Raw genomic sequence first — 19048 nt, forward strand, 5'->3', positions numbered from 1 at the left:
AACGCCCGAGTTGGTTCCCTGCTTGCGGGCATAGGGCTCACTATGAACGGGAGCTTCGTGGCGGCGTCATGGCTCGGCCGGTGCGTCAACCGGACGGTTTTTTTCGGAGCATGCTCAGAGCGGCTTAGTAACTCGGTCACGGTGTGTGCGGCTCACCAGGCGCCATTTCGACAGATCTTTTGGCCGCGCTCAAATCCGGCTAGCATCGGCTGAACCGCTGTTCTATTCCGCCTCCCCGCATCCATGATGGAAGCCACCGTGACCGAACCGACCGCCACTGGACTTTCAGCCGAAGCGGCATCGCATAAGGGCAAGTTTTTCCTGATCGACGCCGGCTTACCGGGCGACGGCAGGGTTCCCGGCTTGGAAATCGCCAACGAAGAGACGCTGATCGATCCGGGGATGAACGTCATCTCGCGCCCGAATGGAATGCCAGATCAGTATCCGGCGCGTCCCCACCTGGTCCATGTTCCGCAAAAGGGCGCAATGCCCCGCGATCTGGAAGAGCTCGCTGGCATATGGATTGTGTCGGAGCCGTTGAAGCGGTTGTTTGAGCAGTTGGACGCCGAGGCGTTTGCGTTTGTGGCATGCGACTTCAGCCTTGCCGACGGCAGCCCCGGTCCTCGGTACTACCTGGGCAATGTGCTGCGCAGACTCGATGCCCTGGATGAAGCCTCTTCCCGCGTGAGGATCAAGCTCGACCACAATTATCAGACCGGCGAGGACGAGAAGCTTTATAGCCTCGTCGGCGGCGCCAGTTTGGTTTTCAAACCCGAGGTTGTGGGAGGCGCCCATATCTTCCGCCAGGACCGCATGGGAGCGCCTCCCATCTGTGACCGCGCGATGTTTGAGGCATTGCGCGCGGCCAGCTTTTCTGGCGTGCGGCTGCGCGATGTCGCCGATATCTGAGAATGTTCTGAACGACCCGGCGTGAACCGCTCCGCGCAGCCAACCGCCATCGATCGTCGAACCGGAGCCACGGACCATGCGGGCGCGCTCGCGGCTATAGTGTTGCGTCATTCCGGCCTCCCGTCCTGGCGGCGGGCCGGGACTTGTCTTTTGATTCAGGAAGCTTGCATGACCATGACCGCTGAACAGTTCCACAAACGCATCTGGGAGATCCTGGACCCCGTGGACACCGCGTATTTCGAGGTGGTGGCCGCGCCCGCGCCCGACGCGGCCGCGATCGCGAGCCTGGAGGCCGCTGTCGGGTTCCCGCTGCCGGCGGCGTTCGCGGCCTTCTGCCAGCGCACCAATGGCCTGTGCGTGATGGCGCGCGAGGAAGTCTGGCCGCGCGCCAAGGAGTTCGACGTCGGCCCCGCCTGGACCTTCTGGCGCGGCGTGGTGCTGTTGGGCATCGATGCGCCGGAGTTGCCCGAATGGGCCAGCATTTCGGCGCAGCAGCGCCAGCTTGCCGAGGCCGGTCTGCCTGGCATCCTGCCGGTGCTGAAGATCGTGGGCGACGGCAGCCGGATATGGGGCGTGGACCAGGCGGGGGCCGTCGTGGCGATCGACGACTGGGCCGACCCGGAGCCGGTGGGCGGCGATCTCATCGATCTTTATGCCGAGCAGATCGCCGACCTGATGCGGCGTCAGCAGGACATGGCGCTGCGACTGGCCGAACGCGCCAAGGGAAAACTCGGCAAGCTGCCGGGATAGCGGGCAGCGCGGCGCGGGCGGATCCGGTTGCCGGCATGCCGCCCGCCCGGAATGCGCGTCATCCGCCGGCGCGCGGGGAAAGCGCATCCGGATACGTGACCAGGTCGGCGGCGTCGGAAACCCAGCCATCCTTGTCGTGCCGATACAAATCCAGCCGCTGGCGCATTTCTGGCGTCCATCCGGTCCGGGCCGACATTGCGCACAGCAGTCCCAGGCCGATGCGCCGCATGCCGGCATTGCCTTCGGCGCCCAACCACGCTTCGACCTGGGTAAGCTGATCCAGGCGCGCGCCAGCCACCGTGTCCGCGAGCGCATCCAGGACGTCGCCAACGACGCCGGGATGCAGCAAGTCCGAGGCCGCGGATTGCCGCGCGAGCGCCAGCGCCGCCTCTGGACGCAACACCGAGAACGCCAGTCGTAGCGCCAGTCCCGGATGCCAGCGCCTGGCCAGCAGGGCCGCGGCCAGCATGTCCGCCGACGCGGCCAGTTCCAACTGGCCACGCTGCCGTTGCTGCTGGTACGCGGCGACAACCGCGGCCAATGCATGCGCCCGCGTCAGGCCCGCGAAACTGTCCGCCAGTTCGCGCGGCAGGTTTCCCGCATAAATGCCCAGCAGCGCGCCTGCCGCGAGTTCGACCAGCGACACATCGACATCTCCGAGCCGCGCGGCCAGCGCCTGGTACAACGCGGGTGCGCCTTGCCCAGGAGGCATCGCGATCAGTCGCTCCAGCGTTTCCTTGCGGATCTGGGCATCGGAATGCCCGAGCAGCAAGGCGAGATGCTGGCTCAGGGCGCGCTGGCCATCCGGAGAAAGGCCCGTCGGCGGAATGCGGATGGTTGCGCGCGCCAGGGCCGGCGGCCCGCTGCGCGCGGCGGCGTGCAATCTGGGCCAGACCTCGGGACGGTCGAGGAAGTTCCAGTACGCTCGCGCCAAGGCGATCGCCACGTCCTGATGCAGCTTGGGCTCGGCTTCGATCCGGGCGAGAAATGCGAAGGCGCCATCCGTCCTCAGGTCGCCGGCAAGGCGGACGATCTCCTTGGCGACGGTGATCTTGCTTCGCGGCGCGCGGTCCAGCAGTTCCAGCACCTGCGCGGGGCGCAGGTTCATCAAGGATCGCCGCAAGGCATAGATGGCGACCCGGGCCCGGCCGTCATCCAGTGCCTGTATCAGCGCCGCCACCCCGCGTCCGGCATCGGCGCGTCCGAGCGCTTCCAGCGCCTTGTCACGCAGCGCCTGGTCGGGCGTGTCGAGGCGCGCCAGGTCGACCAGCGGCGCCAGGTCGATGGATGGCATGGCCGCATAGCGCTGGACGCAGCCGTAGAGTTCCCAGGCGTTGCGCTGCGTGCTGGTGAGGATATCGAGCAGTTCGGCGGCATAGCATTGCTGCTGGGCCGCCGTCCACCGGAAGAATCCGTCTTCGTAGGCGGGGAGAAATGCCGCCTTGCCGCTGGGAAACCGCCCCTTGTAGACGCGGGCGGTCAGAAACGGCGTCAGCAGGTCTTGCCTGCGACGATGCAGATGCGAGGAGACTGCGGACACCTGGATCCAGCTCGGATCGGCCCCCAGCAGTTGGGGAATCAATTCCGCCGCGCGCTTGCGCAGTCCGAGCCGCACCAGCGCGTCCAGCCCGGAACGCGCCACATTGCCGCGTTTGTCGCGGGCCAGGTCGGAGATCATGTCGACAAACAGGTCCACGGCCTTCGCCCGGCATCCGAAGCCAAAGACGAGTTGCAGCGCCACCTGGGCGCGATCGCGCCGGATCCAGGTCTCGAGCAGCCCCATCAGGTGCGGGGCGATCCGGCGCAGTTCGCCATCGCTCATGCGGGATTCCCAGTGCCCCTGGCGCAGGTTGCCCATGCCGCCCATGCGCTCGACAAGGCCGGGCAGCGCGGCCACGACAAATGCGGTGTGGGGGGTGATGATGGACATCAACCATTGCATGGCCGCCAGCATGGTCTGGTGCGAGCAGTCGCGGGCGCGCAATGCGGCATCGATGAGCGCGGTGAACCCGGGCAGGTGCCCGGCTTCCCAGCGCGAAGGCGGCAGTGCCGCCAGGGCCGTCAGCATGGCAAGTCGCACAGGGTCCTGCTCGTTCTCGCGGGCCCGGCAGAAATCCAGAATGGCGGCCAGGCTCGATGCCTCGTATCGTCCTGTCCCTGCCACCGCCGCCACGGCCTGCGCGCGCAGCTCGCCATCGGGCTGCGACAGGAACGGCTGGGCCAGGGTCAGCGCTTCCTGGAATGGCAGGCAGGACAGGTACGGCAGCCGGACCAGCGGCTCGGCGGCGAGGCGTGGCGACGAGAACGCGCGGCGCGCTTCGGCCTGCCGGGCAGCGCTGGATAGTTCCCGCACGAACTCGAACGGCAAGGCCCCGCTGTCCTCGCGCCAGGCTTCGCCGCCCTGGCGATAGAGGGCGTCCCGCTGGCTTGCATGCAGTTGCTGGAAGACCGCGTGCAGGTCGGGGAGCGCGTCAACCGACAACAGTTTGCAGAGCGCGGACGCCTCCAGGCGCCGCAGGGTCTGCAGGGTGAAGGGAACGCGCTGTCTGCCGCCCAGGTCCTCGACGATGGCGGCGATCTGCGCCGGGAAGAAAGAGGCATAGCGCGCCAGCGGCAAATCCTGGACGGGAATGCGGGCGACCGCCACGCGCAACAGGCTCAACCCGGCCGCCCGGTCGCTGCGCAGCATGCGATAGAGCGCCGCCCTGATGGCAACGCGCAATGCATAGGAGGGATTGCCGGACTGCTCCAGTTCGTGCGCCAGCCTGTCGCGCACGAGCCCCGGCAAGCGCTGCGCCAGCGCCGCCCACTGCGGCGCCTCCAGCAATGCAACCTGTTCGGCATCCAGGCTGGCGCCGATGAATGCATCCGTCGTCCAAGGCAGCAGATGGCGGCGCGCCGCGCCTTCGAGTGTCGGATAGACGGCATCGTTGACCTGCCCGCGTCCGGCTCGCCAGAGCTGGCGGGCGAGCTCCCGGCGGCACGGCTTTGTCATGTCGGGCATCAGGCGGACCAGGATCTCGTCTGGCACCACACGCGCCGCCAGTCGGGCGGCACGCAACACCAGCATGGGCGATGGGTCGGCGAGCAGCGTGACGATCAGATCCGTCGCGCGCGAGCCGCTGGCCGACATCAGCGCCAGCAGCCGCTCGTAGTGGATCTCCGATTGCGCCAGCGACTTCAGGTCTTCGGCAAGCCGCGCATCCGCGATGGACTCACGACCGAGCGCCACCATCCGCCCGTAACGTTGATCATGGCCGAGGAGGGCGACCTCCGCGAGGATGCGCCGCGTGGACGGGCGGTGTTCTTTCCGTGGGGGCGTCATGGTCATGGGCAGGCAGTCGTAGGGTGGGCAGGGCGCCATTCGCACGGCGCGGCGGGAATCCGCCACGGGGATAGTAAATCGATTCGGCCCGCTGGCTTTCCGATTGGATCCCGCGCCTGGCCCGCGCGCGCGGGCGAACGTCCTGAGCACCCTGGTGGCCGACGTACGGCAAGACCGGAACCGGCTCGCCCGGCAGCCACGGCGTCTACACGCTGGCCAACTGAACGTGCTGATCATCCGCGAGCGATGGATCAACGATGCCCTGGGCGTGATGCGGTCCCTGTCGGTCGAGGTGGCCTTCTACCTGCTGTTTCCGCTGGCCGCGCTGCTGGCGCGGCGCCTGCTCGGACGCTGCGGCCGCGACTGCTACGAGATCTACCTGCCGCACCTGCTGGTGCCGGGCCTGTTGCGCACCTGGCTGCCGCCCACGCAATACGTGGGCGACGCCAGGCTCGGTTTGCTGCTGGCCAGTGTCGTTGGCGCGTGCCTGCTGGGCGCGCTTGTGTCGCGGGCGTGTTCCACGCCGTTGAACCTGCGCCTGCGGCGGCCGTGGCGGCTTGGCCGCGGACTGCGTTGACGGGCGCGTGGAGCAAGGGGGAGCGGGCAGGGAGGCCTGCGGCCACTTACACCTGGGCCATGCCGCCATCGACGAACAGTTCGATGCCGTTGACGAAGCTGGCCGCGTCGGAGGCGAGGAACGCCACGGCCTTGCCGATTTCCCGCGGTTCGCCCAGGCGTCCCAACGGCACCTGCGCGGCCAGGTGATCGAACAAGCCCTGGCGCGCCTCGTCGGGAACCAGTCCGCCCAGGCCTGGCGTGCGGATCGGCCCCGGGCTGACGACGTTGACGCGAATGCCCCGATCCTTGAGGTCCAGCGCCCAGGAGCGGGCGAAGTTGCGCACGGCGGCCTTGCTGGCGCTGTAAACGCTGAAGTTCGCGGTGCCCTGGATCGACACGGTCGAGGCCGTCAGGATCACCGAAGCGCCATCCACCAGCAGCGGCAACGCCTTTTGCACGGTGAACAGGGTGCCGCGTACGTTGGTGCCGAAAATGCGGTCGAAGTGCTCCTCGGTGATCGCGCCCAGCGGCAGCATGTCGCCACCGCCCGCGTTGGCCAACAGGATATCCAGTTTGCCTGCGGTCCGGGCGATCTGCGCGTAGACATTGTCCAGGTCGCCCAGCACCGCGGCGTCGGCGCGGATGCCGGCGGCCGCGCCGCCCAGGGCAGCCACGGCGGCGTCCAGTTCCGCCTGGCGCCGGCCGGTGATGAATACGCGCGCGCCCTGCGCCGCCAATTCCTGCGCGGCGGCAAAGCCGATGCCGGTGGTGCCGCCGGTGACGAGTGCGATCTTGCCATTCAGTTGCTGATTCATGGTGTTCTCCAGATCCTTTTTGCTCGGTTGCCCGTCAACGTCTCACGGCGCCGGATGCATTCCGAAGCGCTGGCGTTGCAGGGTATGGCGTCACTTTAAGGACCTCTGGATATTGAATAAATACTGTAAAATCGAAATAACTATCCATACATGTGGATAATTTGCTTTCTCCGGGAGAAGAAATCCGCATGGATCAGTTGACGGCCATACGCGCCTTTTCACGGGTGGTGGAGGCAGGCAGCTTCACTCGGGCGGCAGACTCGCTCGACATGCCCAATGCCACGCTCAGCAAGCTGGTTCAGGACCTGGAAACGCACCTGGGCGTGCGCCTGCTGCAGCGCACGACGCGCCGCGTCACCGTCACGCCGGAAGGTCGCGATTACTACGACAAGGCCTTGCGCATCGTGCGCGACCTGGAAGACATCGACAGCTCATTCAATGCGGGGCAGGGCAGGCCGAAAGGGCACCTGCGCATCGATGTCGGAGGCTCCACCGCGCGCGATTTGTTGATCCCTGCCATGCCGGATTTTCTTGCGCGGTATCCCGACATACGGATCGACCTGGGCGTGTCGGATCGTACGGTCAATCTCATCAGTGATAACGTCGATTGCGTGATCCGCGGCGGCCCCCTTGATGATTCCTCGCTGGTGGCGCGGCATATCGGCACGGCCGATCTCATCACTTGCGCCGCGCCGGCATACCTCAAGCACTTCGGCACGCCGGCGTATCCGGAGGAGCTGAAGAACGGCCACAGGCTGGTGAGCTATCTTTCCCCGCAGAACGGACGCGCATTTCCGTTCCGCTTCGAGCGGGACGGAGACAAGCGGGAGATCAAGGCCGAGCATCGCGTGGGTGTCAACGAAAGCAATGCGCATCTGGCCGCGGCGCTGGCCGGCCTGGGTATCATCCAGACTTTTACCTATGCGGCCCGGGCCGCGCTGGACCGTGGCGCGCTCGTGGAGATCCTGAAACCCTGGCGGCTCCAACCCTATCCGTTCCATGTGGTCTATCCGCACAATCGCCACGTGACACAGCGCCTGCGTGTGTTCATCGACTGGCTCATGGAAAACCTGCCGCCTCGGCTCAGGCCCTGAGATCGCGGCTGCCGTGATCCGCCATGGCGGCGGTGTGGCCGGGCTCCTCACGAGAGGGACGCCCGGCGCCCGGGCGAGCGTCCCGCCTCATGCCTGCGGCCGATGGCACACCGCTTCCACGTTGTGGCCTATCGATCGCGCGGCGCGATCGGGTATTCTGCCGGCGTGTACCCGCGAAGGAGCGCGATCCTGTCACCGCAGAAATCGATTCGTCGAGACCTGGCGATCCTCTGGTTCTGGATCGCCATCGTCGCGCTGGTGCTGGCGGGCCTGCTGGTGACACTCAGCCGCCAGGGCGCCAGTTCCCAGGTCGCTCGTGCGCGCGACCTGGCGGCGGTCAGTTGCGAGGCCTTGCGCGCTGGCGCGGGGCGCCTGCAACAGTTCGGCGCGGCCAGCCCGCAAGCAGAGGCGTCCGGCCTGCCGGGCGCCCAGGCCATCCTCGATCTGGCCTTGCGGGACCGCCCCGGTGTGGAAGGCGGCTTCTGGCGGCCGGGCGCCGGGGTGGTCGCCTATGCCTTTCCCACCTATGACGGCACCGGCATCAAGCGTGACCCGCCCAGCGCGGAGCTGGAGCGCATCGGCGCCACGGCGCAGCGCGCGCTGGATGCGGCCGTGCTGGTGACCGACATGCGTCCCGGCCTGCGTGAAGCCGTGGTCTTCGCCGCCTGTCCCGCCGACACGCCGAATGACCCGCTCGCCGCCTGGACCCTGACGCGCGTGCCGCTGATCGGCGGCGACGTGATCAATGCGCTGATCCTGGCGGTCAGCCTGTTGCTGGGCATGGTCGTGGTATCGGGCCTCTGGCTCGGCCGCACTTTCGTTCGCTGGCGCCGACAATCCGACGACATGCAGCGCCAACTGCAGCAGGCCGAACGGCTCGCCACATTGGGGCGCATGTCCGCGGGCCTGGCCCACGAGATCCGCAACCCCCTCGGCACCATGCGCATGAAAGTCGAGAACGCGCTGGCGGCGCCCGGGCCGGTCCGGGAGGCGCGCGTGGCTGGCGCCCTCGAGGCGGTGCTGGCACAGACCGAGCGCCTCGAATCGCTGGTGGCCAGCCTGCTGGCCCTGACTCAGCCGTTTCGCGTCGAGCGCCAGGTGCTTGATCTGACCGCCTTCCTGAAGGAGCGGGCGCAGACGCATGCGGCGATGGCGCAGAAATCCGGCATCCGGCTGACGACGGTGGCCCGTGACGTATCCGGCGCGCGCGCGTGGTTCGATCCGGCGCAGATGGCGCGGGCGTTCGACAACCTGCTGCTGAACGCGCTGGCGCACACGGGCGACGGGGGGAGCATCGAGCTTGGCGCCGGCCGCAGTCCGCGCGGCGCCTTGTTGTTGTGGGTCGCCGATGATGGCGCCGGCGTGCCGGAAGCATTGCGCGAAACCCTGTTCGAGCCGTTCGCCACGGCCCGCGCGGGCGGATCCGGCCTGGGGCTTGCCCTGGTGCGGGAAATCGTCCAGGCGCACGGCGGGCAGGTCCGGTTGGCGGGGACCGCGCGAGGCGCCCGCATTGAGATGGAGCTGCCATGGCCCGCATCCTGATCGTCGACGACGACGCGGCATTTCGCGACAGCCTGACCGAGACGCTGCAAGACCTGGGGCATACGGTGTTGCAGGCCTCGTCGACCCTCGCGGGCCTGAACCGCCTGCGCACCGAGGCCGTGGATCTGGCCATCGTCGATCTGCGCATGCCGGGCGATGACGGGTTGGCGTTCCTGCACAAGGCGTCCGAGCTGTCGCCGGTCCCCTGCATCATGCTGACCGCCTATGCGAGCGGCGCCAACACGATCGACGCCATGCGCCTGGGGGCATTCGACCACCTGACCAAGCCGGTGGCGCGGGCCGCCCTGGTGGAGACGCTGGATCGGGCGTTGAGCAGCGTGGCGGCGGCCGGGGATGACGCTGCCAGCGCCGACGCCGCGCCGGTCGACGACTTCGAGCTGGTCAGCGGCAGCGCCGCCATGCGCGAGGTCTTCAAGCGCATCGGCATGGCGGCGCGCGGCGATGCCACGGTGCTGATCCTGGGCGAAACGGGCACGGGCAAGGAGCTGGTGGCCCGCGCCCTGCATCGCAGCAGCGCGCGGGCGGCGCGGCCTTTCGTCGCCGTCAATTGCGCCGCCATTCCAGACGAACTCATGGAAAGCGAGCTGTTCGGCCACCTCAAAGGGGCGTTTACCGGCGCCATCAGCGATCGCGCTGGACGTTTTCGCGAGGCCGAGGGCGGCACGCTGTTTCTCGATGAGATCGGCGATATGCCGCTGGCGACGCAGGCCAAGATCCTGCGCGTGTTGCAGGAACGGGAAATCACCCCCATCGGCGGGGCGCGTGTCGTGCCCGTGAACGTGCGTATCGTCGCGGCGACCCACCGCGATCTGCCGGCGGCGGTCGCGGCGGGGCGGTTCCGCGAGGATCTCTGGTATCGGCTGCAGGTGGTGCCGATCGCGTTGCCGCCGCTGCGCGAGCGGTTGGGCGATGTGGTGCTGCTGGCCGAGCATTTCCTGAGGCGTATCGGCGCAGGCTCGCCCAAGCGCCTTTCCAGCGCGGCCGCGCAGCGGCTGCTGGCGCACGCCTGGCCCGGCAACGTGCGCGAACTGCGCAATGCCATGGAGCGCGCGGCGGTGCTTTGCCGCGGCACCACCATCGGCCCCGAGCATATCGGCCTGCCATCCTTGCATGCCACGCAGGAGGCCCAGGGCGGTATCGCCCTGGATGGCCCGCTGGCTGACGCGGTGGCGGCACTGGAGCGCGCCATGATCCGACGCGCCTTGGCGGCCACGGCCGGCAATCGCGCCGAGGCCGCGCGCCGGCTCGGCCTGTCGCGCCAGCAGCTCTACCGAAAGTTGGCCGAGCACGGCCTGGAATGAGGTGTCCGGCCCTGTGACGCCGTGGTGTCACAGGATCGGACGCCGCGGGGCCGTCGGGCGGCGCAACTCATTGATTTGCAGGGAACTCCTTGTTGGCACACGGTTTGCATGGAAACCGGTGTGTTCACTGCCGGTGCAAGGAGTCCATCATGTCTCGATCCGCATTCGCCCTTTTCGCCCTCGCCGCGGCCGTTGTCGCGGGCATGGCCTGCGCCGCGTCGCCGCCTGCTGGCGCGACGCCAACGCCTGCTGGCGCGACGCCAACGCCTGCTGGCGCGACGCCGCCGCCCCTTGGCGCGATGCCGCCGCCCGCGCCCGACGCCGCCGCGTCGACGGTGGCGCAGGGACAAGTCCAGCGCCTGCTGATGAACCCTTATGGCGAGGTCGACGGCCTGCGGCTGGTCGATGGCACCGTGGCGCGGTTCCCGCCGCATCTGTCCCAGGCGCTCAGCGCCGCCGTCAAACCAGGCGACGCCGTTCGCATCATCGGCCGCCCGCAATCGCGCGGCAACGTCAAGGCCGATGCCATCGTCAACACCACCAGCGGCCAGACGGTGTACGACCAGCCGCCGGCGCCGGATACGGGACGGCCGCTGCCGCCGCACCTGCGCGCGCAGGCGTTGCGGCCGCAGCGGGTAGAAGGCCAGGTCGATACCGTGCTGACCGGCCCGCGCGGTGAAGCCAACGGCGTCATCCTGACCGATGGCAGCATCGTCCGCTTCCCGCCGGAAAGCCTGCGTCTATCGGTGCTGCCCGGAGCCTCCTTCGCCGCCGATGGCCTGGGGACGCGCAACGCCCTGGGCACGTCGCTGGAGGCGATCCGCATGGGCACCAGCCTGTCGGCGCTGCAACCCCTGTACGACCGCGCTCCCTGACCGCCGTCGCGCCCGTTCGGACCGAGCCGCTGCGCCGATCGCCGGCGGCTTCTCCGTCATCCGCCCGAGAACCCTGAAGATGTCCCCCAAATTCTTGCCCGTCGCGCTGTTGCTGGTCTCTAACGTGTTCATGACGTTCGCCTGGTATGGGCACCTCAAGTTCGGCGAGCGTCCGCTGTATGTCGTCGTCCTGGCCAGTTGGCTGATCGCCTTCGCCGAATACTGCTTCGCGGTGCCGGCGAACCGCATCGGACACGCCGTCTACAGCGCCGCCGAACTCAAGACCATGCAGGAAGTCATCACGTTGACGGTGTTCGCCGTGTTCTCGGTGTTCTACCTTGGTGAACGGCTGACGCTCAATCACCTGGTCGGCTTCGGCTGCATCGGACTGGGCGCGTTCTTCGTTTTCAAGGGCCCGTTGCCTTAGGACGCGATCATGTCGATTCCGAAAGCGGATAACGACCCGCGGCGCTGGCTCGCCGGCGTCAATTTCTTCCTGGCTGATGTGCGTGACGGCCTGGGCCCGTTTCTGGGCGTTTTCCTGCTCGGCCATGGCTGGCAAGCCGATGCCATCGGTTACCTGATGACGGCGGCCGGTCTGGCGGGCATGCTGGCCACGACGCCGATGGGCGCGTGGGTGGACGCGTCCCGCCGCAAGCGCGGCTTGCTCGCCGGCGCCACCTTGGCGCTGATCGCCTGCAACGTGGCGTTGTGGGCGATGCCCGTCGCCAGTGTCGCGGCCGCGACGCAGGTCCTGGCCGCCATCATCGGCGCGCTGTTTGCGCCTGCCATCATGGGGCTCACGCTGGGTCTGGTCGGCCCGCGCGGCCTGCCACGGCAGCTTGGCTTGAACGAGGCCTGGAATCATGCGGGAAACGTGGTGGCCGCGGCACTGGCCGGCCTGGCGGGCTACCGCTGGGGGCTGTCCGCCGTCTTCGTATTGATGATGATCGTGCCGTGTGGCGCGTTTCTCTGCCTGGCCCGCATCCGGCCGTCCGCGATCGATCATGAGGTCGCTCGCGGCGCGGCGCCGAGCGCGCGGCCCCAGGCATCCCAGGCACAAGTGCCGACGATCTGGCAGGTGCTGTCGCGCTCGAAGGCGCTGCGCCTGCTGGCGCTCGTCATGATGCTGTTCCATCTCGGCAACGCGGCCATGCTGCCGCTGCTGGGGCAGGCCGCCACCTCGCGTGGGGAGGCCGATCCCAGCGCCTACACGGCGTTGACCATCATCGTGGCGCAACTGGTGATGATCCCGGTAGCGTTGCTGGCGGGGCGCCACGCCCGTCGGTACGGCTATTGGCGGATTCTGACGCTGGCCTGCGCTGTCCTGCCCGTGCGGGGATTGCTGGCCGCCATGTTGCCGCCGACCTGCGCCCTGGTGCCGGTGCAGATGATGGATGGCGTCGCCGCGGGCCTGGTGGGCGTGGCGCTGCCCGGCCTGGTGGCATCGATCCTGCGCGGGAGCGGACATGTCAATGCCGGGTTGGGCGCCGTCATGGCCGTCCAGGGCGTCGGCGCGGCGCTCAGCCCGGCATTGGCCGGCTGGGTGGCGCAGCGCTTTGGCTATGGGCCGGCGTTCATTGCGCTGAGCGTGGTCGCGGCCGTATCGTTGGGACTGATCGTGACGCATCGGGCCGAATGCGGGGGCGCCCGATCCGCCAGGGCAGGACGAGTCCCCGACGTACACTCTTCATATTGAACATGCTGGTCCCTGGGGCGGGAGAGTACGCCATGCTATCGACATTGATCTACCGCAGCCGAGTCTGCGAACCCTTGGATGCCGATGCGCTCGGCGTTCTCGTCCGCAAAGCCCGAGCGCGCAATGCGTCGTTGAACGTCACGGGGATACTGCTTTTTGACGGGGTTCACTTTGTTCAGTTGCTGGAGGGGGGCGCACGGGAATTGGCGGCGCTGTTCGAGGCCATCCAGCGGGACGAGCGGCACGCGAATGTCGTGCATCTCCTGCGCGACCAGGGGCCATTTCGTCGCTTCGAGGGCGACCAGATGGCGATGGTCGATCTGCGTGAACTCGACTCGAAGCGGGTGGCAGCGCTGATTCTCGAGAAAATGAAGCGGAAAGCCAGGTTGGCGGCCAGCGACGACCGGGTCATCCAGATTCTCTCGTGGTATGCGCTTGCGCGCGGCACAAGCCATATCGTTGAAGGGGAAAGCGCGCGCAACTGGCGATTCGTGACGGAGGGCGAGGCAGCGCCCGGGCAGGGCTTGCTGGCGGAGCAGGCGTATCAGTTTGCCTTGCAGCCGATTGTCGAGCCCATGCGTCGAACGGTTACTTCCTTCGAGTTCCTGATCCGCAGCGGAACCGGCGGATCGCCCGAACAGTTGTTCTCCAGCGTTCCCCCCGTCCAGCGCTACCGGATGGACCTGGAGTCCAAAGCGTCCGCGTTCCGATTGGCGCGTCGCCTGCGCCTGGAAGACGTCAAGCTGTCGGTGAATCTGCTGCCCATGTCGTTGGTTGCGGATCCCGCGGCGGTGGACCATCTGCTTGACCAGATCGCCGCATGCGGCCTGTCGCCCCAACAGGTGATCGTCGAGGTTACCGAGCAGGAGGCCGTCGCCAACCAGGGGGATTTCGGCGCTGCCATCGAACGCTTGCGCAGAGCCGGGATCGGCGTGGCGATTGACGATTTTGGCGCGGGCTTTGCCGGCCTGTCCTTGCTGGCCGAATTCCAGCCCGACAAGCTCAAGATCGACCGCAAGCTCATCCAGAATATCCATTCGGACGGCCCTCGGCAGGCGATCGTGCGCGCGATTCTCGAGGCGTGCACGGCCATGGGCATCATGCCCGTGGCCGAGGGGGTGGAACGGATAGAGGAATGGTGCTGGCTCGAGGCGGCCGGCTTGAAGCGCTTCCAAGGCTACCTGTTCGCCAGGCCCGCGCTGAATTGCCAGCCCGAAATCAGGTGGCCTGAACGGGTTGCCCCGAGCCAGGTCGCCTGAGGGGAGTGGCGGTCAGCGCGCCGCTACTGTGGCGTCAACGTCACGATCGTCAGGACGCCTTGCAGGTTTTCGATTCGCACCTTGACCTGTGCGCCTGCCTTGGCCTGTGCCAGCAGGGCCGCGCTACCGGCCTTGTAGGCCATGGTCATCGCCGGCATGCCGAGCTTGGCTACGGCGCCGTGCTGCAGGGTCACCATGCCGGTCGATATGTCCACCTGCTTGACGATGGCGTCGGTCAGCACTTGATCGCCACTGCTGGCGGCCGGGGCGGGGCTGGCATTCATCTTCATGCCGCCCATGTCCATGCCGGACATGCCGTCGGCGGCCAGGGCGCCCGCGCTCAGGCCGAGTGCGCCGCAGGCGGCGACGAAAACAAGAGTCGTTTGCTTCATTGTGATTCTCCAGGTAGGGATGACGGCACGGTCGTGCCTTGGGGGTGGTCCCGGCCAGGGGCGTCCTGGACGGTGACATCGCGGCGACTGGCCGCCGCGCGCGCCAGATGGCGTCGCTGCAGCAATAGCCAGGCGGCCGGAATGATGAACATCGACAGCAGGGGAGCCGTCACCATGCCGCCGACCATGGGAGCGGCGATTCGTTGCATGACCTCGGCGCCCGCGCCGTGGCCCAGCATGACGGGGATCAGGCCGGCCAGCACCACCGCGACGGTCATCGCCTTGGGCCGCACACGCAGGATCGCGCCCTCCCGAATGGCGTCGACCAGCAGCGCATCGGTCAGGGGCTCGCCTGCGTCCAGGCGTCGTTGCAGGGCGCCTTTCAGGTAGAGCAGCATCACCACGCCAAACTCCGCCGCTACGCCCGCCAGCGCAATGAAGCCGACCGCGCTCGCCACGGATACCGCATGGCCCATCATCCAGATGAGCCAGAATCCGCCTACCAGCGCGAATGGCACTGTGGTCATCAGCAACACGGCGTCGCTGGCCGATTTGAAAGTCAGGTACAGCAGCACGAAGATGATGGCCAACGTGAGCGGCACGACGGTGCGCAGCGTGGCCGAGGCCCGTTCCAGGTATTCGAACTGACCAGACCAGGCAATGGAATAGCCGGGGGGCAGCGCCACCTGTTGCACAACGGCCCTGCGCATGGCGCTGACGGCGGATTGCAGGTCGGTGCCGCGGATGTCCACATAGACGTAACCGGACAGGCGCGCATTCTCGCTGCGTATCATCGGCGGGCCGTCAGCGATGCGGATGGTGGCAAGGTCGCCCAGGGTGATCCGCGCGCCCCGCGCCGTGACGACCGGCAGCCGCCGCAGGTTCTCCACCGAATCGCGCACATCGCGCGGATAGCGCAGGCTGATGGGAAAGCGTTCGCGCCCCGCCACGACTTCGCCCACATTGTCGCCACCGACCACCGACGAAACGATGTCCTGCACATCGGCAATCGTCATGCCATAGCGGGCGGCCGCCGCCCGATTGATGTCGATATCAATGTAGTGGCCGCCGTTGATGCGCTCGGCCAGCGCCGAGGAGACACCGGGAACGGTCTTGACGGCGGCCTCGACCTGGGCCGCGATCCGATCGATCTCGGCCAGGTTGGTCCCGGCGATCTTCACGCCCACCGGGGTCTTGATGCCGGTGGACAGCATGTCGAGCCGGTTGCGTATCGGCGGCACCCAGACATTGGACAGACCGGGTATCCGGACCCGCTGGTCCAGCTCTGCCACCAACGCTTCCAGCGTCATGCCGGGCCGCCATTGGCTGCGCGGCTTGAACTGGATGGTCGTTTCGAACATCTCGAATGGCGCCGAGTCCGTTGCCGTGTCGGCGCGGCCCGATTTGCCGAAGACGGTCGCGACTTCGGGCACCGTTTTGATGAGGCGGTCCGTCTGCTGCAGGAGTTCGACCGCCTTGGCGGCCGAGATGCCAGGCAGCGCCGTCGGCATGTACAGCAGATCGCCCTCATCGATCTTGGGCAGGAATTCGCCGCCCAGACGCGACAGGGGCAGGGCGGTCAGGGCCAGCGCCAGGCCCGCCATGGCCAGCGCAGCCCAGGGGCGGCGCAGGCAGGCTTCCAGCAACGGTCGGTACAACCGGGTGAGCACTCGGTTGATGGGGTTGGCCGCCTCATGGGGGATGCGGCCCCTGACCAGGTATCCCATCAGCACGGGCACCAGCGTGACCGACAGGCCGGCCGCCGCCGCGATGGTGTAGGTCTTGGTGAATGCCAGCGGGGCGAACAGCTTGCCTTCCTGGCCTTGTAGCGAAAACACGGGTATGAAAGACAGGGTGATGATCAGCAGGGAAAAGAACAGCGCCGGGCCGACTTCGATGGCCGAGCGCGCGATCAGCTCCCAGCGTTGCGCGGGGGTGATGGCCTGTCCTGGATGCGCCAGTTCGTGGGCTTCCAGGTGCTTGTGCGCGTTTTCGATCATCACGATCGCCGCGTCGATCATGGCGCCGACGGCGATAGCGATGCCGCCCAGCGACATCAGGTTCGCGTTCACGCCCTGATGGCGCATCACGATGAAGGCCGCCAGCACGCCGAGCGGCAGCGAGAGAATGGCGACCAGGGCGCTGCGCAGATGGAACAGGAAGACGGCGCAGACGATGCCGACGATGATGAATTCCTCGATCAGCTTGTCACGCAGGTTGTCGATTGCCCGGCCGATCAACTGCGACCGGTCGTAGGTGGTGACAATCTCGACTCCGGCAGGCAGGGATTGCTTGAGCGTCTCCAGCCGCGCTTTGACGGCCTCGATGGTGGCGAGCGCATTCTTGCCCGACCGCATCACAATGACGCCGCCGGCGACCTCGCCCTGGCCGTTCAACTCGGCGACGCCGCGACGCGCCTCCGGGCCGATCTGAATGCGCGCGACGTCGCCCAACAGCACCGGCGTGCCGGCGTCGTTGGCGCGCAGTACCACTTGGCGGAAATCGTCCAGCGACCGCAGGTAGCCGGAGGTGCGGACCATGTATTCGGATTCGCCCAGCTCGAGCACCGAGCCGCCAGATTCCTGGTTCGAGCGCTGCAGCGCCTGCGCCACCTCCGCCTGCGTCATGCCGTAGGCGCGCAATCTGTCGGGGTCGAGGACAACCTGATATTGCCGCACCTGGCCGCCGATCGACGCCACCTCCGATACGTTGGCGACCGATTTCAGTTCGAACTTCAGGAACCAGTCGTTCAGGGCGCGCAACTGGCCCAGGTCGTGCTGGCCGCTGCGGTCCACCAGCGAATAGGAATAGACCCAGCCCACGCCTGTGGCGTCGGGGCCTAGGGTGACGCTGGCGCCTGGCGGCAGCCGGCTCTGCGCCTGGTTCAGGTATTCCAGCACGCGCGAACGGGCCCAGTATGGGTCGGTGCTGTCGTCGAACAGGACGTAGATGAAGGCGTCGCCAAAGGAGGAGTAGGCGCGGATGGTGCGGGCGCCGGGGACGCCGAGCAGCGTGGTCGTGAGGGGATAAGTGATCTGGTCCTCGATGACCTGGGCCGCCTTGCCTGGATAGGATGCCTTGATGATGACCTGGGTATCCGACAGGTCGGGCAGGGCGTCGAGCGGTGTTTCCTTCAGGGAATACAGCCCCCATGCCATGACGAATACCGTGGCCAGCAGCACCAGAAAGCGGTTGCGAATGGACCAGTGGATGAGTCGCGCGATCATGATGCGTCTCCCTGCGGCCCCGCCTGCCCTGGGTTGGCGCCGGGAGGACCTTGCAGTTTCGGCAGGATCGCCTTCAGATTGGCCTCCGAGTCGATCAGGAACTGGCCCGAGGCCACCACTTGCTGCCCTTCGGCCAGGCCGTCCGTCACTTCGGTTTCGTCGCCGGCTTCGATGCCGGTGGCGATGGCGACCGGCCGCAACCTGCCGTCATCTTCCTTGACGATGACGAGGGTGCGCTTGCCCGTGCTGATGACCGCTTCCGAGGGGACCATCAGCCTGGATGCCCGGTCCAGCGACTGCAGCCGGACGCGCATCAGCATGCCGGGCGTGAGCCGCAGATCCGGGTTGGCGATCGTCAGCCTCGCCCGCAGCGTGCGGCTGTCTCCCTGGATGCCGGGCAGGACCTGCTCGATCCGTCCGTCGAAGTGCGTCGTGGGGTCGCCGGCAAAGGCGGCTTCCACGGGCATGCCCGGGCGGATGCGCAACGACAGTGACTCGGGTATGTCCACGATCAGCCATAGGGTGGACAGGCTGGCGATCTTGGCGATCGTCTGCCCCGCGCTGACCATGGCGCCATTTCGCACATTCAGTTCCGCCACGAAACCGGAGCGGGGCGCGGACAGCGTCAGGTGCGTTTGCACCGTGCCGCTGCGTTCCAGCTCCGCCACCATGGCGGGGGGCACGGATAGCGCGCGCAACCGTGACCGCGCGGCGCCAAGCAGGGCGGCGTCGGCGCCGCCGCGCTTCAAGGCCAGGTACTCCGCCTGGGGCGTGATCCATTCGGGCACGAAAAGCGAGGCGATCGGCGCGTCTTTCGCGACGCGCTGCAAGGGCGCATTAGCCTGCAACCGGTCGACGTAGCCGGTGGTGCGCGCCTGTACCACGTCGGTGGCCGATTCGTCGAGTTGCGTGGTGCCGATTTCGTCGAATGTCTGCGCGCTGTCCACGCGGCGCACACGGGCGTAGCGTATGCCCAGGCTTTGTTGCAGGCCGCCATCGACTGCGATGCCGGGCGCGGCGGAGTCATCCGCGTAGACGGGCTGCAGCGCCATGTCCATGAACGGCGACTTGCCCGGCTTGTCGAAATGCTGGCCGGGCATCATGGGGTCGTGCCAATACAGTACTTTGCGATCCGTCTGGCCAGGGCCGGACGCGGCCGCGGCCTGCGTCGTGGCGTCTGGCGCCGGGCGCCGCGAGCCGGCGAGATAGCCGGCGCCGAGCAGTACGGCGGCCAGCGCGAGGCACGAGGCGGCGCGAACCGTGAGTGATGCTTTCACAGGG

Annotated in this window: 15 protein-coding genes; 10 read left to right on the forward strand and 5 right to left on the reverse strand. The window is 67.6% G+C overall.

From position 1 onward, the window contains the following. The first annotated feature begins 243 nt into the window (after positions 1–243). Together SB816_RS05905 and SB816_RS05910 are read left to right on the forward strand one after the other, a co-directional pair. Entirely contained in the window at positions 244–909 is a 666-nt protein-coding gene (locus SB816_RS05905; RefSeq protein WP_410546616.1) for an imm11 family protein, read from the forward strand. A gap of 168 nt (positions 910–1077) precedes the next feature. Continuing rightward, complete coding sequence (locus SB816_RS05910) at positions 1078–1659, forward strand: SMI1/KNR4 family protein (protein ID WP_269872157.1); 582 nt, start codon at positions 1078–1080, stop codon at positions 1657–1659. Positions 1660–1717: 58 nt separating this feature from the next. Here SB816_RS05910 and SB816_RS05915 read toward each other — a convergent pair whose 3' ends face one another. Further along, positions 1718–4990, reverse strand: coding sequence for a hypothetical protein (locus SB816_RS05915; protein ID WP_410546617.1), 3273 nt, complete (start codon positions 4988–4990; stop codon positions 1718–1720). A 220-nt stretch (positions 4991–5210) separates the two neighbouring features. On the opposite strand from SB816_RS05915, the gene SB816_RS05920 reads away from it, so the two are divergent. Next, positions 5211–5561, forward strand: a complete 351-nt coding sequence (locus SB816_RS05920) for a hypothetical protein (RefSeq protein WP_410546618.1) — start codon at positions 5211–5213, stop codon at positions 5559–5561. A gap of 46 nt (positions 5562–5607) precedes the next feature. On the opposite strand, the gene SB816_RS05925 is transcribed toward SB816_RS05920, so the two are convergent. Continuing rightward, positions 5608–6357 carry an SDR family NAD(P)-dependent oxidoreductase gene (locus tag SB816_RS05925; protein WP_054500731.1) on the reverse strand — a complete coding sequence of 250 codons (750 nt, stop codon included), beginning with the start codon at positions 6355–6357 and terminating at the stop codon, positions 5608–5610. Between the two features lie 188 nt (positions 6358–6545). On the opposite strand from SB816_RS05925, the gene SB816_RS05930 reads away from it, so the two are divergent. The 7 genes from SB816_RS05930 to SB816_RS05960 all read left to right on the forward strand — a co-directional run bounded on the left by SB816_RS05930 (position 6546) and on the right by SB816_RS05960 (position 14148). Continuing rightward, the gene (locus SB816_RS05930; RefSeq protein ID WP_410546619.1) at positions 6546–7451 is read left to right on the forward strand and encodes a LysR family transcriptional regulator; all 906 of its coding nucleotides are present in this window, start codon (positions 6546–6548) and stop codon (positions 7449–7451) included. A 165-nt stretch (positions 7452–7616) separates the two neighbouring features. Further along, complete coding sequence (locus SB816_RS05935; RefSeq protein ID WP_410546620.1) at positions 7617–8993, forward strand: sensor histidine kinase; 1377 nt, start codon at positions 7617–7619, stop codon at positions 8991–8993. Then, a complete protein-coding gene (locus SB816_RS05940) occupies positions 8978–10315 on the forward strand; it encodes a sigma-54-dependent transcriptional regulator (protein ID WP_054500733.1) in 1338 nt (445 codons plus the stop codon). The genes SB816_RS05935 and SB816_RS05940 overlap by 16 nt, the downstream gene beginning before the upstream one ends. 149 nt (positions 10316–10464) lie before the next feature. Beyond that, a complete protein-coding gene (locus SB816_RS05945) occupies positions 10465–11190 on the forward strand; it encodes a hypothetical protein (RefSeq protein ID WP_410546621.1) in 726 nt (241 codons plus the stop codon). Positions 11191–11269: 79 nt separating this feature from the next. Beyond that, complete coding sequence (locus tag SB816_RS05950) at positions 11270–11617, forward strand: DMT family protein (protein ID WP_054500735.1); 348 nt, start codon at positions 11270–11272, stop codon at positions 11615–11617. Between the two features lie 9 nt (positions 11618–11626). After that, a complete protein-coding gene (locus SB816_RS05955; protein ID WP_116793742.1) occupies positions 11627–12889 on the forward strand; it encodes an MFS transporter in 1263 nt (420 codons plus the stop codon). Positions 12890–12921: 32 nt separating this feature from the next. Next, on the forward strand, positions 12922–14148 hold the full coding sequence (locus SB816_RS05960; protein ID WP_116793764.1) for a diguanylate phosphodiesterase: 1227 nt from the start codon (positions 12922–12924) through the stop codon (positions 14146–14148). A 23-nt stretch (positions 14149–14171) separates the two neighbouring features. Here the strand turns inward: SB816_RS05960 and SB816_RS05965 are convergent, their stop codons facing one another. From SB816_RS05965 to SB816_RS05975, 3 genes are read right to left on the reverse strand one after another with little or no spacing between them, the layout of a single operon-like run. Beyond that, positions 14172–14540, reverse strand: coding sequence for a copper-binding protein (locus tag SB816_RS05965; RefSeq protein ID WP_410546622.1), 369 nt, complete (start codon positions 14538–14540; stop codon positions 14172–14174). Then, positions 14537–17767, reverse strand: a complete 3231-nt coding sequence (locus tag SB816_RS05970) for an efflux RND transporter permease subunit (protein WP_144655487.1) — start codon at positions 17765–17767, stop codon at positions 14537–14539. The genes SB816_RS05965 and SB816_RS05970 overlap by 4 nt, the downstream gene beginning before the upstream one ends. Then, on the reverse strand, positions 17764–19044 hold the full coding sequence (locus SB816_RS05975; protein WP_144655486.1) for an efflux RND transporter periplasmic adaptor subunit: 1281 nt from the start codon (positions 19042–19044) through the stop codon (positions 17764–17766). The genes SB816_RS05970 and SB816_RS05975 overlap by 4 nt, the downstream gene beginning before the upstream one ends. Positions 19045–19048: the final 4 nt, after the last annotated feature.

The sequence above is a fragment of the Achromobacter sp. SIMBA_011 genome, from assembly GCF_046535435.1.
Taxonomy (GTDB): Bacteria; Pseudomonadota; Gammaproteobacteria; order Burkholderiales; family Burkholderiaceae_B; genus Achromobacter; species Achromobacter dolens.